The following is a 17,121-nucleotide window of genomic DNA, read 5'->3' on the forward strand; positions in this document are numbered from 1 at the left end:
TAAAAATGATTTTTGCTCTTTCTTCTTATATTAATAGAGAGATAACAAAATGAAGGAGCACACAAAAATAATGATACTAAAAGAACGCACAAAATCAGTCACTTACCGCGTATTAGAGTCTTTGAATTATCGAATGAGATTAACAGCTGAAGAAAAAACAAATTATGAAAATCAAGTGAAGGGTTTTGCTGGTGAAATACAATTTGATTCCTACATGGCTCAAGCTAAAATTTCTGGACTCGTATTGAATGATCTCATACTAAGCCACCGAGATACTAGTTTCCAAATCGACTCTCTTCTTATTACAAATGATTCTGTCTACTTATATGAAGTAAAAAATTATGCCGGTTCGTACTTTTATAAAGAGGAGTCTTTATTTACAGAATCAGGTTATCAAATTCTTAATCCACTCAGACAAATCGACAGAAGTGTGACTTATCTACAAAATGTGATGCTTCGCATAGGATATACATTGCCCATACACCCCGTTATTATTTTCATTAATCCAGACTTTATTCTCTACTCTTTCTTACCAAACAAGTTATTCTTATTTTCAAATCAATTACCTAAGCACTTTAATGCTTTATCGAATCAAAAAAAATTAATAAAGAATGAACATTTGGAACTTGCGAATAAACTTAAAAAGTTACACAATGAAAATTATCGCCCTGATAATTTACCTACTTATCATTTTGATCAATTAAAGAAAGGAATCATATGTCCAATTTGTTTTTCAACTAGTCATATAGACACAAGACAAAATTACGTTTGTTCTATATGTGGACACAAAGAAATCATTACAAGTGTGATTGAACGTAGCATAATAGAATTCAAAGACCTATTTCCTGATAAACCTATTATGACAAATTTGATTTACCAATGGTGTGGAGAAGTTTATTCCAAAGAACGCATTCGAATGATATTAAAAAAGAATTACCAGAATCATTTATCCGGGCAAAAGACTTATTATAGTGATAAACAGCTATCATAAGTCAATTTATCCGTTACTTACATAACTCCTCTATTCCTCATACTCACTTTTAGAGAAGAATGCTTAGTCACGGAAAAGTGAGGTCGTTTTTTAGGTCTACTTTCACGTCAAGTACCTATTGACGTAAGAGTGAGTGCATTTTGTTAGTTCACTTTTACGTCAAGTGCCTGATGACGTAAGAGTGAGTGCATTTTGTTAGTTCACTTTTACGTCAAGTGCCTGATGACGTAAGAGTGAGTGCATTTTGTTGGTTCACTTTTACGTCAAGTACCTAATGACGTAAGAGTGAGTGCATTTTGTTGGTTCACTTTTACGTCAAGTACCTAATGACGTAAAAGTGAGGCTTCTTATAAGCAACAAGGCGACAAAAAAACGTTCAGCACCCACCTATAAGATAGAATGCTGAACGTCTTGTATTTTAGCTAAACTGTTTCGCTTTCCATCACCGGAGTTTCTTTAAGAATAATATTTAAAACTAAGGTAACGATCGTTCCAGCTGAAATCCCAGATGAGAATAATCCACCAAGAATTCCTGGTAGCCCAGCGACAATTTCAGGTCTGAATGATACACCAAGGCCCACACCCAAACCAGCAGCGACAATAACCAAATTGCGGTTGTCAAAATTGACACGTGATAATGATTTAACACCAGAAGCAGCTACATTTCCAAACATCAATACTCCAGCTCCACCAAGTACAGCCATAGGCATAATTGAAACTAACGTCGCAAATTTAGGTAAAAAGCTCATCGCCATTAAAAGGACACCAGCTGTTATCGCTACTGAACGAGAAGCATTGCGAGTTAAGGGAATTAAACCAGCATTTTGACTAAATGTAGCTACTGGACCTGATCCCATTGCAGGTCCGATAAATGAACCGACTCCATCTGCACGAACACCATTTGCAATGTCTTCATCCGTTAATTCTGTTTCTGTTACGGCTCCAATTGTTTGCATAACACCCACTGTTTCAATAACGGTTACTAGATAGCCTGAGATAAACGGAATAGCAAATTTCAAATCAAAATTGACACCATATTTGAACAATTGAGGCATAGCAAACCAGTTAGCTTGAGCAACTTGATTAAAATCAACCATTCCAAGCGGAATACACATGACATAACCAGCAACGATCCCAATCAGAACAGCTGCAGGTCCAATTTTGACACTGCCATAATGATTTAATAAAACAATCAATAAGAAGACAATTGTTGCAATTGCTAGATTAAGAGGCGAACCGTAGTTGGCTGCACCAACTCCACCAGCCACCCAATCAAAGGCTACAGGCATCAACGTTAATCCCATCAGTGAAATAACGGTACCTGTAACAACAGGAGGGAAAAATTTCATTAGCGGTTTAATAAAATAACTCAAGATGATTTCTAAAACGGCTCCCATCATCGTTCCACCAAAATAACCAGCAATACCGCCACCCATTGTGTTGATAACCGCATTTGCTGGACCAACAAATCCAAAATCGGTTCCCATAATCGTTGGAAGACCGGCTCCTACACGAAACCATTTTGGCCCAATTCCTTTAGATTGAATAATTGAAACAACACCCGAGCCTAACAACGCTGCACTAATCATATATGAGGTGTCCGCGACTCCAAACCCTGCCATACCTGAAATCACTAAAGGTACAGCTACGATTCCTCCAAAGGCTGTCAATATATTTTGAAATCCTAAAAGGGTCATCAATACAAATCCTGGCTTATCGTCTACTTGATAAATAAGAGTGGATTCAGGTTTCGGTGTGACCTTCGCTTGTTTTCTTTCTCTTTTCGGCAATACGATTGTTCCTGCTGGACGTTTCATTCTTTCTTCCAAAATAACCCTCCTATTAAATACGAACATTAATTTTAATAATACACTTATATTTCGTTAATAATTAACACTTTTATAGTATAACTTCAAACAAGAGTTAAGTAAAGACCTAAAAACGAATTATTTTACATTTACCTGGTTTATAATGTTCGTGTTTTTATCCAAAAAAAGAACCTCTCACATGAAGTGAAAAGTTCTTTTCAAGCTTACTATTTATTGTTCTTACTAAACGATCGGGAACCAACCCGGTCTACTTTCAATATACTCCCACATAGCGTCAGGCAAAGTAAGATCTTCCCGATATTCTGGTTTTATTTTTTTACGAATAGCCGTTTCATTTCCTAGTTTTACTTTTTGGACCCAGTCTGGTTCAATCACTAATTCACGACCGATAGCCACAAGCGGTAATCCTAATTCCATTGCTGCTACAGCATCGTCTGGTGTGATGATCGATCCAACTCCTATAATCGGGAAATCCTTTCCGACTGATTCTTGGATACGTTGAACAACAGGTTTGGTTACTTTTGGATCACGAACTGAAGCTTGCGTCCATTCATTGGTTGAAACATGAATGTAATCCAGTCCTTGTTCTTTTAATTTAGCAATCAATTGTAAAGTATCTTCAATAGTAATGCCGGGTTCCTTTATTTCTTCTGGAGAAATGCGGTACCCAAAAATAAACGGTTTATCTGCATAGGTTTGGATTGCTTCTTTTGCAGCTTGAACGACCGCTAAAGGAAAGTTCATGCGTTTTTCAAGTGATCCACCCCACTGATCTTCACGGCGATTGGAATGCGGAGAGAAGAATTGTTGGATCATATAATTGTTTGCTCCATGCAATTCAATTCCATCAAATCCTGCTTGGATCGCGCGTCTTGTCGCTTGTCCAAAAGCATCAATCAATTCATGCACTTCTTTATCCGATAGTTCTCTGGGTACTTCTGCACCTTCAACATCAAGTGGCACAGCACTTGCACTGACTGGCTGTTCCCCTCTTAATGTCCTTTTTGATCCAAGTCGACCCACGTGAAAAATTTGTAAAATAGCTTTGGGTCCTTCATTTTGAATCGTTTTTGCTAGTTTTGATAAACTGTCGATTCGGTTGTCGGATGCGGCACTTAGTGAACCAGCGAAACGTCCGTTTTCCATTACTTGAGCACATGAAGTCACGACAGCTCCAAGCCCAGCAACACGTCTTTTATAGTACTCTTTTTCTTCAGTTGTAACCATTCCATTTTCGAAAGAGGAATTAGTCGTCATCGGTGCCATAACCAACCGATTATCCACTTTGACTCCTGATGCAAATGTAAAAGGCTGAAACAAGGGATTGTATTTTGAATTCATTCGTTTTCTCCTACTTCTTATTTATTTATTTTTAGTATACGTCTAACTATTCTTCTAATAATATAAGATTTTTCTTCTTTTTTCAATTTATCTTACTTATTAGAAGTAAATCATTCTCTCTAAACTTTTAGCCTTGATTTTGGTATACTGAATAAAAGACGTTATCTCATTGGAGGAATCACGATGAAACAAGAAAAATCATGTGGAGCTGTAATTGTTACAAAAGAAACAGAAGAGCCTAAATTTTTATTGATCAAACACCATAATGGAGGACACTGGGCTTTTCCTAAAGGCCATGTAGAAGGCAATGAAATAGAAGAAGAAACAGCTTTAAGAGAAATTATGGAAGAAACACACCTAACAGTTGAACTGGACACTCAATTCAGACATGTCGTCCGTTATTCTCCTTATGAAGGCACCGTAAAAGATGTGATTTATTTTATGGCCTATACTTCTGAACAAGAAATCCATAAACAAGATGAAGAAGTTCTAGATAGCTCTTGGTCAAACTTTGAAGAAGCATTGGCTTTAGTTACTTATGAAAATGATCGAACGATTCTTCAAGCAGCCAAGGATTACTTAACTAAAAAGAACTCGTAGATGATACATTAAAAAGAAGGTATTGAGATCTGTGTCTCAACACCTTCTTTTTTTTAGTTTTTTTATTTGATCTCAATTTGTTTAGGTGTTGTGCCTTCAGAATCTTTCTTAGGCAATGTTACGGTTAAAACACCATTATCAAATGCTGCTGAGATTTCTTCTTCGTTGACGTTTTTCAATAAAAATTGGCGACTGTAAGATTTAGTTGAACGCTCTCTACGGATATAGTTGCCTTCTTCATCCTTTTCATCTTTACCTTCTTCTTGAGTTGCCCCAATTGACAATACATTGTCTTCATATTTCAACTGAATACTGTCTTTAGGCATACCTGGCAAATCAGCTTCTACAATATAAGCATTCTCTTCTTCTCGAATGTCTACATTAAAATTAGCCGTGTGTGCTAATAAATGGTCAAAAGGATCCTCGAAAAAGTTTTTGCCAAAATTCATGAAATCACGTCCTACTGGAAATAAATTACTCATAAATTTAACCCTCTTTCTAAAATTTTTTTAACCTCTTGAGCAAGTATTTCCTTTGCTCATGTATAATATAATAAAATTTAGCACTCTTGTCAACAGAGTGCTAAAAAAATTTTGAAGTTTTTTTTACTAGCTAGCCTACTAGTCATATTAGTATTCTCTTTCGCTATTGTTTGCTATACTAATTAAATAAAGACTGTACTGGAGGTAGGTATGATGTTTAATCTATTAGGAAAAATTTTATTGATAGTAGGTATCATTATCATAGTATTTGGATACTTTGGTCCTGTAAGATCTGGTGACCCCATTATTGGAACCTTATTTATTATAATCGGTTTAGCTATCGCAGCATTAGCCTTTTTCTTAGGCAGAACCCAAACACCAAGAAGATAGTTCATCCAAAATCAAAAGAATGGCATTATTTCCCTGAAACCAAAAGGAAATAATGCCATTCTTTTTATCTATTAGTATAAAACAATTTTAAATAAGCTATTTATATTGTTAGAACTAGCAAAATACGCCTTATTTCTCTTCTAAAACTCCCATGTAATCTCACTTCTATCATTTCTAATCAATAATCATTCTCTTATACATTTTACTTTATAATTATTTATGAACAAATGCCGGAAAAAAGCCCCCCGTTTTCACAGGATTCTGAACTACTTTTTTTAGAGAATCGTAGGCTCTATAACATTTGTTTAATTATCATATGATTTTTTTTAGTATGCAATCAATATGTACGTTATAGTACAGATGTTCATTTACTCTAGTATTGAGAACGCATCCGGAGTAAGCTTTACCCATGAAAGAAACAGCTGTGGGGAGTTGTTCTTTACATACAATAAGAAAGAGGTCGGAAATAATGAAAAAATTATTTAGCATCAGCACTATTGGCCGGATTAATGTTAGGAACAACAACTCAAGTTTTTGCAGCAACTGGAGCAGAAGGTACAACGACCACAGGAAAAACAAAGGTTGAGAGTACTATTACAGCTTCTTATTCTGTAACTATCCCAGCAGACTCAACGATTGATCTTACTGGAGATAACAAATCTATGACTGGTAAAGTTGAAATAGCTGGCTTAAATACAGCAGGAACAGTTGATGTAACAGCAACCGTTACAAATTTAACTCTAAATGGTGAAGCTACAAATGACCCGCAAAAACAACTATCTACTACGATTGCAGTCGACGGAGATAGTGATCCGTCAGACCAATTGAGCGTATTCAAACTTTCAAATGATGATTCCTTAAAAACTATTACAGTTGCAACAGATGCAGATAGTAAAGACAAATTCTCTGGATTATATACAGGTGCCGTTAACTTTACATTTGACTATGCAAATCCTGTTGACGCTGAAGTACCAGTAGCAGAATAATACTCGAATATTATTCTCAAAAAATCAATTACAGTGATTAGAGCCCCACGCTCTAATTTTAAATCAAAGGAGTTCCTATGAAAAAAGAGAACAGAACTAAAAATCCTATCGTTACATTTCTATTAAAAGGAATACTATTTATTGCTGTTGTGGCTGGAACCATAATAGCAATAAATTATTTTACAAATGATGAAGCAAAAGATAGCGTTGGTGACCTTTTAGGACTTGATCCTAATGCAACTAACGAACAAGCACAAGAAGAAAGTGTTGAAAGTGCAGCTGGGATTTCTATTCCAGGATTTGAAAAATTAGTTTTTCAAGCAGACAGTTTAACTCAAGATGTTGCTTTTGAAAATCCTGAACAAAATGACGTTTATTTTATCATTTATTTGACCATAAACGATGAAATTGTTTATGAATCTAAATTAATTGAGCCAGGAAAAGGCATTTATTCTATCGAATTACCTACTAGTTATGCGGCAGGAGAATATGCCGGCAAACTAACTTATGAAACAAGAAGTATGAGCGATTCGAATGAGCAAAAAAATGGAGCTGAAATTAACGTTCCTATTATTTTTGAATAAGTAAGATAGATTAATCTTAATGATTGATCTATCTTTTTTTGTGCAGTCAATTCTATTAGGCTTATCTATTTAATCGGTTCAATTTGAGATAACTTAATCGCTTATTTGATCATAAAGCAGTTCAAATTACTTTACCTGTCGTAGTAAAAGAAGTATACTGTAATTACTACGATAGATGAAGTAAAAAAATGAGGTGATTAAGTGATATCAAGTGATGTCATGCGCGGGTTCAATAGTTTGATCCTATTATCTATTTTGATGAAAGAAGATTCTTATGGTTACAAAATTTCAAATACTATTAAAGAAATAACTAATGATAAATACGTCATGAAAGAAACCACTCTCTACTCTGCGTTTAACCGTTTAGAAAAAAGCGACCTTATTCAATCTTATTCAAGTACTGAAACCAATGGAAAACCTCGGACCTATTATAGAATTACTGATTTAGGCAGACAGACCTACCATGATAAAGTAACCGAATGGCTGGATACAAAAAAAGTGATGGATCAATTTATAAAGGAGGAATAATAACTATGGATACTATTAAAAACTATGTCGATTCAGTTTTCATTAATCTCCCGCGTACTTCTGAAATGCTGCAACTGAAAGAAGATATGCTCACCAATATGGAAGATAAATACTTTCAATTAAAGTCAGAAGGAAAAAGTGAAAATGAAGCTATTGGGACTGTCTTATCCGAGTTTGGGAATATTGATGAAATCATTGAGGAGTATAATTTAGACATTGATTCTGAAGAAGACAATGAGCAGAACGTTCCAATGTCAGAAGCTGAAGTGGAAGATTTTATGCAACATCGGACAAAATTTGGAATGGCGATTGCTACAGGTGTTGCACTTTGCATTCTCGCTCCTGCTATGATGCTTTTATTTCGAGAAGTTGCTCTATTGTTTTCTTTTACATCCCCTGTAGCTATGGAAAGAGTTGATTTGTTGTCCATCATTCCTCTTTTCTTCTTTATCGCAATCGCCGTTGGATTGTTCATTATTTTTGGTTTAAAAGAAGAACAATACAATCTTGATGGAAAAGTGGTCCTTCTTGATGCTCCTACACATATCAAATTAGATCATGAATTCAAGGAATTCAAACCTAGTTTTGCAAAAGCCATTGCTTCTGGCGTTATTCTTTGTATTCTAGCTCCTATTTCTTTATTGCTGGCCATTGTTCTTTTAGGCGAAGATAATGCTTGGTCTGTGATTTTTCTGTTAGGGTTTGTTGCTGTTGGTGTTTTCCTATTTGTTTTTTATGGTGTTTTGTATTCAACTTATGAAAAACTTCTTTCACTTGGTGATTACAGACCTGAAAAAGTTATCGCAGGCAAGTTGACGGATAAAATTGCCGGAGTTGTCTTTCCTTTAGTAACTGCTGTTTATCTATTTTTCGGCTTTTTATACGATGCTTGGGGAACAGCTTGGATCATTTTCCCAATAACTGGGATCCTTTTCGCCGCTTTCTCTTCCCTTTATCAAAGCCAAATCAAAATGAAACGAAAAAAATAAATGTAGATCATCCAAAGCCTCTACTTGCCTATAAGTAGAAGCTTTTTTTACTTTTAACTTATCAAAGTTCATTACTATTCTTACAAAAATAAGTCATCTTTTAGAAAACTATTGTTATGAAGAATCGCTACTTGTATACTTAAGATTACTGGAAACGCATCTAAAAAAAGACTGGAGTTTTAACTTATGTATAACACTAAAAAAAATACTCAAAAATGGCCAACAATTTTAATTTTGATCTCATTTGTATTAACTATCGCTTCTATTTTTATTCAAAGTCAATTTTCTTTGTTCACCTTCCCTATCTTTCTTGGTGTTCTCATTGTTGCCATCTTATTAAATACTTTATCAATTGCTTTATCTTTAAAAGCAAGAAATCAAATGTATACAATTATCTTATTTATTCTTAATTTGCTAATTATTGCTTTTCTAGCGTTCACTCTCTATACTCTTTTAATGGCTTAAATCAATTAGGAACTCTTCTTCCAAAAATCTTCACATTTTCTTTTACTTAAGATCATAAAAAAGGACAAGGTTACCGTTAATTTTTCATATTTAGCGTCTATACTAAAGACATACCAAACCTAAAACTTTTTCTTTTCTACTTATTTATCCCCATGAATAAGTAACCCCCTTTTTTAAGCCTTTGCTTTCATTAGCAAAGGCTTTTTTTCATATAAGAGTAATTTTTTTACTCCACTCTTTCGTAAGAGACCATTTGACGGAAGAATGGCGACTTCTGAAAGCAAAAAAAAACTCATTCTTACTTTTGATGAAAGTATCAAAAGTAAAAATAAGTTTTCTGCTGTGAATGGTGTTTATTTAGTTGTTTCGCTGGTTAAAGCAATAATCGTATCCACTGTTTCATCTAAATAATGAATTGTATCTGATAATGGTTTATCTGTTGTAATATCTACGCCAGCAATTTTAGCAGCTTCAGCTGGACGATATTGGTCTCCAAGAGCCAAGAATTCTAACCACTCATCTACTGCTGGTTGCCCCAATTCTTTGATACGCAAAAACGCTTGAGTCGCAATCGTCAATCCTGCAGAATAAGTATAAGAGTATAACCCCATATAGTAATGGCTTTGGCGCATCCAAGTTAATTCTGCTCCTGGATTGATTTCAACTGCATCTCCCCAGAATTTATTCAAAACAGAACGTTTAATTTCACTTAATTGAGCAGCATCAAAGCTTTTGCCTTCATCAATCAATTGGTAAACTTCACGTTGATAAGCAGCTTCCAATAAATGAGTAATAAAGTTATGGAAATACGTATTTGAGATCATGTTTGATAAAGCATAACGTTTTTCACGTGGGTTGTCGCTTTTACGTTTTAACGATTCTGTCAATAATAATTCGTTAAATGTAGAAGGTGCTTCAATCAAGTAAAGTGATGGCTCTGCACCTAAAATAGCATTGTTTTCGTTAGACATAATGCCTTGACCAGCATGTCCCAATTCATGGATAAATGTATAAACATCTGACAACTGGTTGTTCCAAGACATCAAAATATAAGGATGTTTGCCATAAGGAGATGTACAGAATCCGCCGGTTGATTTCCCTTTATTTTGGACGAAATCCACCCAACGTTCTGGATAAGCTTTCATGATTCGATCAACATACTCTTGACCTAAAACACTTACTGCATCAGCAACCAGTTCTTTTGATTTTTCTATCGTAACTTCTGATGAATAATCAGCATCTAAATCGATTTTCAAATCAGCGTAGGTCATTTTGTTCAGTCCATTGACTTCTTTAACATGTGTAATGTATTTTTGCATCACAGGTGCTAAATCAGTCATAATGCTATCAATTTGACGATTGTATAATGAACGATCAACTTCTTGATCATATAAAAGATAATCAATAACCGAATCAAATCCGCGCATCGTAGCAATTGTTTTTTCTTTTTGAACTTGTGTATAATAAGCAGCTGCCACAACGTTTTGATAGTTGCTCAATACAGCTGAAAATTTATCAAATGCCGCACGACGAATGGCTGTGTCCGCATGATACATATAATGTTCTTCATAGAGTACAAAACTTAGTGGGTACTCTTTTCCATCTACACTAAAGGTTCCAAAGTCCATATCTGCTAATCGTGCTTGTTCGTATATCGCTTCTGGAGCATTAAGAACGGGCGACAGTTGAGCAAATGCTTTTTCAACTTTAGGATCTAATTGAATCTTTTTGTCTTCTTTGATGTGACGAATAAATGAAGCAAATTGAGGTTCTTCTGTTTCTACTTGATCTAAGACAACTGTGTCAGCTGCTTTTAATTCTGAATCAAAGAAAGATAATTGAGCACTCACTTCTGCTAATACATTTTCTATTGAACGAGACCGTTGCGTATTTTCAGGATTTGTTAAATCAGTAGCCGTCGGTAAAAATGCATAATGATTTATCCAATCTGCGTTTTGTGTAATTTCACTGTATTCTTTTAAAGCTGTTTGGATCGTTTGAGCATCTGTTAAATTTCCTTCATAAGCTGTGCAGAATTGTTTAACTGCTGATTGCATATCGGCTACTGCCGTTTCGAAAGCTTCTTTAGTAGGATATAAGCCAGTAAGATCCCATGTTAATGCTTCAGGGACATCTGCTCTATTTTTCAATTCTTCTTGTGTCATTTTATCGCGCTCCTTCATCCATTCCATTTAGGTGGTTAGTCAAAATCTCTTCTTCTCTAGTATAGCACTAACTGATTTGCAGGTTGAAAACTTCTTTATCTCAGGCAAAAAAAACTCCATAAGAGATAAGCCTTTTTTTAAGTACCATAAGATTAAACTAATTTATTCTTGTGGTACGTACTCTGCCTTTGTATACCATAAAGATTTAAAAAAATACCTTTATGGTGTGTAAACTGCTTTTGAGTACCATAAGATTAAAAATAATCTATCCTTATGGTACACAAACCGACTTTATATACTTATTTTTTTGAATTTAATCGAGCGATTTCGATCACGACTTGAGCGGCTTGCTGCATACCTTCGAGCGAAACGAATTCATATTTGCCATGCAAATTCTCAGCGCCTGTAAAAATGTTTGGTGTAGGCAATCCTTTATACGTAATAATACTGCCATCCGTTCCACCTCTAAATGGCTTCACATCAGGTTCGATACCGATTGAGCGGTAAGCCTCTAAAGCTAGCTCTACTATCGAAAAATCTTTTTCAATGATGTCGCGCATATTGTAGTATTGATCGTATAAATGTAATGCAATACGAGGGTGGTCAAACGATTGATTGAACTGATCAACTAATGCGGCAAACTGTTTCTTGCGTTTCTCAAAAGTAGCTTTATCGTGATCTCGAATGATATACGTTGCTTTTACTTCATCAATTGTTCCAATTTGGCTGGACAACATGTAAAAACCTTCATATCCTGCTGTTTTTTCTGGAACTTCTTCTTGCGGCAATGCCGTTGCAAATTGAGCTGCTACTAACAAGGCATTAACCATACTGTCTTTAGCTGATCCTGGGTGCACACTCGTTCCTTTAATCGTTAATTCAGCTTGAGCTGCATTAAATGTCTCGTATTCAAATTTCCCAACTACTCCACTATCTAGTGTATACGCAAAATCGGCTTGAAAATGGTCGACATCAAATAATAACGCTCCGCGCCCAATTTCTTCATCTGGGCCAAAAGCTACTCGTATTTTTCCGTGTGGAAGTTCTTGATGTTGAATCAATTCTTCCATTGCGGTAACAATCGAAGCCATCCCCGCCTTATCATCTGCTCCCAGCAATGTTGTGCCATCTGTCGTGACCAAGGTTTTTCCAATATAATTTACTAGTTGAGGAAATTCAGTCGTCGTCATTACAATTCCAAGATCTTCATTAAGCAAAATATCTTTCCCATCATAATTCTTGTGTATTTGAGGTTGAATATTTTCCGCATTAAAATCAGCTGTATCAATATGAGCGATAAATCCGATTACTGGAACATCAACCATTAAATTGCTCGGCAATGTTGCTGTTACAAATCCATTAGCCTCATTATATTCAACTTCTTTCATACCTATTTTTTTTAATTCTTCAGCTAACGTCAACGCAAATTCAACTTGAGTATAAGTAGTTGGTACGGTCTGACTGTTCATGTCAGACCGTGTATTGACTTTGGCATAGTTTACAAATCGTTCGAGTAAGTGTTCATTCATTTTTTTCATTCTCCTATTCTTCAACATAAGCATTACGGTAATCATAACGAGAACTGACGGAATGAACTTCAACGCCTTTCAGTTTTGGATTACGTAAATGTACTTCAGCAGTGTGGTACAAAGGGATAAAGCCCTTTTCTTTTAGCATGATAGCTTGAGCGTCAAGCATATCTTTCCATCGTGCTTCTATATCGTTTGCATTGATCGTTTCTGCATCATTTAATAATTGATCTACTTTTTCATTTTTGTAAGGTCCATTATTGAATGTTGTCTCGCTATTCATGATGTCTAGCAAGTTGATAGCATCTGGTAAAATTGCTCCCCAGCCCCCTAGAATTATATCAAAATCACCTGATTGACCTTTTTCGATTCGATTATTTTTGGGTACATTTGTCAGATTGATTGTTAGTCCGTCAAAATTATTTTGCAATTCACCTTGAACATATTGGCCTACTAACTTACTGGTTTCATCATCATCTGCCAGCAAGGCCAATTCAATCGTATCGACGCCTAATTCTTCTTTTGCTTCTTCATATAGTTGTTTCGCTTTTTCTGTGTCATACGTCAAGAAATCCCCTGCATCATCAGCAAAGTCGTTCCCAGTAACGGGATTCGTTACAAAGTCATGTGGAACCAATGCTTTAGCTGGAAGTGATCCGTTTCCTAAAATGGTATTAGCTAGTTCTTCACGATTTAGAACTAATGAAAAGGCCTCTCTCAATTTTTCATTAGAAATCATCGGTACATCTGTATAATTAAATTGCAGAAAATTTGTACGAGCTTCGGGCTCTACTACATAAGCCTCATGATCTACATATTGTTTTGCGATTTCTCCTGAAAGAATAGCATCATCTAATCCCCCTGATTCAAATAAGTTGAGTGCTGTTGAAACTTCCTTGATCACTTGAACATCAATGCTCTCTAATGCCACATTTTCTGCATCCCAATAGTCTGAATTTTTTTCATAGCTCCAAGCTTGGTTCGTTCCATCCCATCCGGTTAAAATAAATGGTCCGTTTGATAAAGTAGTATCACTACTTGTTCCATAATTTGAGCCCATTTCCTCTACAAACGTTTGATTTTGTGGAAAAAACGGCATAAAGGCCATTTCACCTAAGAAATAAGACACCGGTACATTCAATTCTACTTTTAATTCATAATCGTCAACAGCTTCTATACCGAGTTCTTCAGGTTTCATCTCACCATTGATGATTTCTTCTGCATTTACAACAGAAGTAAACATATACGAATAAGGAGCAGCCTTTTCAGGATTGACCGCTTGTCTCCAAGCATAAACAAAATCATGTGCTGTGACGGGGTCGCCATTTGACCATTTTGCATCTTCCCTAAGTTTGAAGGTATAAGTTAATCCATCTTCTGAAATATTCGTCTCTTCAGCTAATGCTGGAACCGGCTGATTGTCCTCATCTAGTCGATACAAACCTTCTAAGTATTGGTTCATAGCTGTATTTGTTCCAATATCAGATACCAGCAATGTATCTCCTGTGGATAACTCATTTAATACTCCTACAGAAATTGTTTGATCTGATGCATGATTCTTTCCTTCATTAGATCCTTCTGCGTTTGTTGATTTTGTATCACCATTAGATCCACCACATGCTGCAAGTACAGCAGCTGTTAGTGCCAGCCCTATAGATAATGCGCCTTTTTTATTTATTTCCATGACTCTACCCCCAAAAATTAAAGTATTATTATTCTAACACAAAACTATTCTAATTTTAATCTTTTACTCATTTCACATTCGTTTTTTTAATAATAACTAAATAAGGCCTGTCAATGGTGTATATTCTTCCAGATTCTATTTTCTTTAAAAATAGAATCCATCCCTATATAGCAATCGACTTGTTTGGGTGGTATACTGCTAATTGCGTTAAAATTCAGTTGAAAGAAATTCCTTTTATTTTTTCAACATTCAAAAAGGAGATTAGCCAATTGAAAGACAGCCTATCTACAGAACAACAACGTGTCCATGCCGTTGTTAAAAAAATCCAAGCAGAATTAGAAGAACTCAAAGAAACAGTTGCACAAGACAGTGCTGAACAAAAAAGACGGTTAAAAGAATCCGGTGAGATTAAAATCAATCAAGGTTCAAGTGAAAGTATGTGGGAATCAGCCGGGGAATTACGTGCAGTGGAACAAGATTTATTGATCCGCAGCAAAACATTAGCAAAAAATCAAAACCGTGTTATTGCTTTAGAAAAAATGGTAGATGATCCTTATTTTGGTCGTATTGATTATGAAGATGAATACGGTCAAGAAACAATTTACATTGGTATAAGCTCTGTATTTGATGAATATGATAATTTAGTCGTTGATTGGCGATCACCTATCGCTTCACTTTATTACGAAGGAAATGTAGGGGATACGATCCCTTTGACTATTAGAGAGCAACGGCTATCTCTTTCAATCGAGTTGAAACGACAATTTTTGATCCGTCAAGCTAAAATCATTCAAATGTTAGATACAGATAATGTTATGGGTGACCCTTATTTATTGGAAGTTTTAGAAGACCGCTCTTCTTACCAAATGGGAGCTGTCGTTTCAACGTTGCAAAAAGAGCAAAATCAAATTGTACGAGATACTTCTGCTAAAGTGACCTTAATCGAAGGCGTAGCAGGATCTGGAAAAACAGTTGTTTTGATGCAAAAAATTGCTTATCTGCTTTATACGTTCAGAGACCAATTAAAAGCTTCTGAAATTATTTTATTTTCACCAAATAAAATTTTCCAAACGTATATTTCTCAAGTATTACCTGAATTAGGTGAACTAAACGTGACGAGCCATACTTTCCCAGAATTTATGAAATCGCGAGTGCCAAAATTCAATCTCATTACGAACCAAGACGAAAAGTTGTCGGACATCACATTATTGAAAGGCAGTTTACAATTTTCAGCTGCTTTGAAACGCTATACCAATCGATTAAAAACGAATTATATACGTTTTTCTTCGCTCTCTTTTCAAGGTGAGATCATCATCTCTAAAGAAGAGATCAAAGAATTATTTTACAGTATCGAAAGCAAAGGGACTTTAGCCAGCAAATTAGGCTTGCTCCAAAGAATACTGACTCAAAAAGTAGAACAGTTAAAAGGGTCTCAACGAACGGCTAAATGGGTAGAAGATGTACTGCTTTCAATGTCAGACGCTGAATTACGTCAACATGAAAGTGATGCGAAAGATGAACAAAAAGCTGAAGAAACGTTGATCGATTCGATTTTAGAGACTGCTTATGCTCCAGTGATTAAGAGAATAAAAAGATTGGCTTTTATTCGTTACCAACATCAATATATTCATTTCTTAAAAGCTATTCCAAAATTGATTTCACTAGAAGACTTTTCGATCACTGAAGAGATCTGGACTGAACACATCCAACAAGTCCTGACAAATATGGCACACAAAAAATTAGCTTTGGAAGATATGGATGCCTTTTACAGCTTATTCCAATTAATGAATGGCCCAATCAGTACAACTAAATTCAAATACATTTGTCTTGATGAGGTACAAGATTTCTCTCCATTCCAATTGCAAATGCTAAAAGACTTCTATCCAACAGCCCATTTTGTGATGAGTGGCGATTTAAATCAAAATATTTTGATGAAAAGAGTCTCTTTTAATGATTTAGAGACCATTTTTAGTGAAAGTTCTTTCCAACGCTACCAGTTGTTGACCAGTTACCGTTCTACAAATGAAATTATTCGATTCTCAAATCATTTCTTAGGAGAAAAACCGGCTGTAGAAACGACTTTTCGTGAAGGAAAAAAACCAGAAGTGATTGTAGCCAATGAGTCCATTCCTTATATGGATTATGTACAGAAAAAAGTTGCTGGAAGTAAAAAAGCTAGTACTCGTGTAGCTTTTATTACTAAAAATTATGCAGAAGCGGAACGTTTTTATCAAGAACTGACCAATGCTGGTATTGAAAGCAACTTAGTCTTAAAAGATACAGATAATAGCCATTATCCCGTTATTGTCATTCCTGTACAGTTAGCTAAAGGTTTGGAATTTGATGTTGTTTTTGCTCTTTTCCACTATTCGACTCACTCTTCTTCTAACGATCTATCTACTGCTTATACCATTTGTAGTAGAGCAATGCATGAGCTGTATTTCTTGGCATCTAGCATTGAAGATCCTTTTGTACAAAGAGTCGAACCAACTGATTACCACTTAGTAGAATTAAATTAAACCTAAAAGGAAGATAAAAAGCAGCAGCTTTTTATCTTCCTT

The 17,121-nt window shown here is 35.4% G+C and carries 15 protein-coding genes; 9 read left to right on the plus strand and 6 right to left on the minus strand.

Going from position 1 to position 17,121, the window contains the following annotated elements; genetic code table 11:
• The first annotated feature begins 70 nt into the window (after positions 1-70).
• Positions 71-991: a nuclease-related domain-containing protein gene (locus tag BR65_RS06935; RefSeq protein WP_034537514.1), complete on the plus strand. Its 921-nt coding sequence runs from the start codon at positions 71-73 to the stop codon at positions 989-991.
• Positions 992-1,413: 422 nt separating this feature from the next.
• Here BR65_RS06935 and BR65_RS06940 read toward each other — a convergent pair whose 3' ends face one another.
• Positions 1,414-2,820 (minus strand): uracil-xanthine permease family protein, encoded by a 1,407-nt coding sequence (locus BR65_RS06940; protein WP_156098854.1) that lies wholly within the window; start codon positions 2,818-2,820, stop codon positions 1,414-1,416.
• 222 nt (positions 2,821-3,042) lie between these two features.
• A complete protein-coding gene (locus BR65_RS06945; protein ID WP_034537515.1) occupies positions 3,043-4,161 on the minus strand; it encodes an NADH-dependent flavin oxidoreductase in 1,119 nt (372 codons plus the stop codon).
• A 183-nt stretch (positions 4,162-4,344) separates the two neighbouring features.
• On the opposite strand from BR65_RS06945, the gene BR65_RS06950 reads away from it, so the two are divergent.
• Positions 4,345-4,761, plus strand: coding sequence for a bis(5'-nucleosyl)-tetraphosphatase (locus tag BR65_RS06950; RefSeq protein WP_034537516.1), 417 nt, complete (start codon positions 4,345-4,347; stop codon positions 4,759-4,761).
• A 62-nt stretch (positions 4,762-4,823) separates the two neighbouring features.
• Here BR65_RS06950 and BR65_RS06955 read toward each other — a convergent pair whose 3' ends face one another.
• On the minus strand, positions 4,824-5,243 hold the full coding sequence (locus BR65_RS06955) for an Hsp20/alpha crystallin family protein (protein ID WP_034537517.1): 420 nt from the start codon (positions 5,241-5,243) through the stop codon (positions 4,824-4,826).
• 213 nt (positions 5,244-5,456) lie between these two features.
• Between BR65_RS06955 and BR65_RS13975 the strand changes: the two genes are divergently transcribed.
• From BR65_RS13975 to BR65_RS06980, 6 genes are all read left to right on the plus strand, one after another.
• Entirely contained in the window at positions 5,457-5,633 is a 177-nt protein-coding gene (locus tag BR65_RS13975; protein ID WP_023179078.1) for a hypothetical protein, read from the plus strand.
• A 509-nt stretch (positions 5,634-6,142) separates the two neighbouring features.
• The gene (locus BR65_RS06960; protein WP_034537519.1) at positions 6,143-6,619 is read left to right on the plus strand and encodes a hypothetical protein; all 477 of its coding nucleotides are present in this window, start codon (positions 6,143-6,145) and stop codon (positions 6,617-6,619) included.
• Between the two features lie 77 nt (positions 6,620-6,696).
• A complete protein-coding gene (locus BR65_RS06965) occupies positions 6,697-7,203 on the plus strand; it encodes a hypothetical protein (RefSeq protein WP_051932689.1) in 507 nt (168 codons plus the stop codon).
• A gap of 201 nt (positions 7,204-7,404) precedes the next feature.
• The gene (locus BR65_RS06970; RefSeq protein ID WP_034537520.1) at positions 7,405-7,731 is read left to right on the plus strand and encodes a PadR family transcriptional regulator; all 327 of its coding nucleotides are present in this window, start codon (positions 7,405-7,407) and stop codon (positions 7,729-7,731) included.
• 5 nt (positions 7,732-7,736) lie between these two features.
• Positions 7,737-8,720 carry a permease prefix domain 1-containing protein gene (locus BR65_RS06975; protein WP_034537521.1) on the plus strand — a complete coding sequence of 328 codons (984 nt, stop codon included), beginning with the start codon at positions 7,737-7,739 and terminating at the stop codon, positions 8,718-8,720.
• Between the two features lie 186 nt (positions 8,721-8,906).
• On the plus strand, positions 8,907-9,185 hold the full coding sequence (locus tag BR65_RS06980; protein ID WP_034537522.1) for a hypothetical protein: 279 nt from the start codon (positions 8,907-8,909) through the stop codon (positions 9,183-9,185).
• 353 nt (positions 9,186-9,538) lie between these two features.
• Here BR65_RS06980 and pepF read toward each other — a convergent pair whose 3' ends face one another.
• The 3 genes from pepF to BR65_RS06995 all read right to left on the minus strand — a co-directional run bounded on the left by pepF (position 9,539) and on the right by BR65_RS06995 (position 14,563).
• Positions 9,539-11,350, minus strand: a complete 1,812-nt coding sequence (gene pepF / locus BR65_RS06985) for an oligoendopeptidase F (protein WP_034537523.1) — start codon at positions 11,348-11,350, stop codon at positions 9,539-9,541.
• A 299-nt stretch (positions 11,351-11,649) separates the two neighbouring features.
• Positions 11,650-12,879: a peptidase T gene (gene pepT / locus BR65_RS06990; protein ID WP_034537524.1), complete on the minus strand. Its 1,230-nt coding sequence runs from the start codon at positions 12,877-12,879 to the stop codon at positions 11,650-11,652.
• 13 nt (positions 12,880-12,892) lie between these two features.
• Complete coding sequence (locus BR65_RS06995; protein WP_034537527.1) at positions 12,893-14,563, minus strand: peptide ABC transporter substrate-binding protein; 1,671 nt, start codon at positions 14,561-14,563, stop codon at positions 12,893-12,895.
• A gap of 113 nt (positions 14,564-14,676) precedes the next feature.
• Between BR65_RS06995 and helD the strand changes: the two genes are divergently transcribed.
• Entirely contained in the window at positions 14,677-17,079 is a 2,403-nt protein-coding gene (gene helD / locus BR65_RS07000; protein ID WP_244877157.1) for an RNA polymerase recycling motor HelD, read from the plus strand.
• Positions 17,080-17,121: the final 42 nt, after the last annotated feature.

Source organism: Carnobacterium inhibens subsp. inhibens DSM 13024 (assembly GCF_000746825.1).
In the GTDB taxonomy this organism is placed as follows: domain Bacteria; phylum Bacillota; class Bacilli; order Lactobacillales; family Carnobacteriaceae; genus Carnobacterium_B; species Carnobacterium_B inhibens.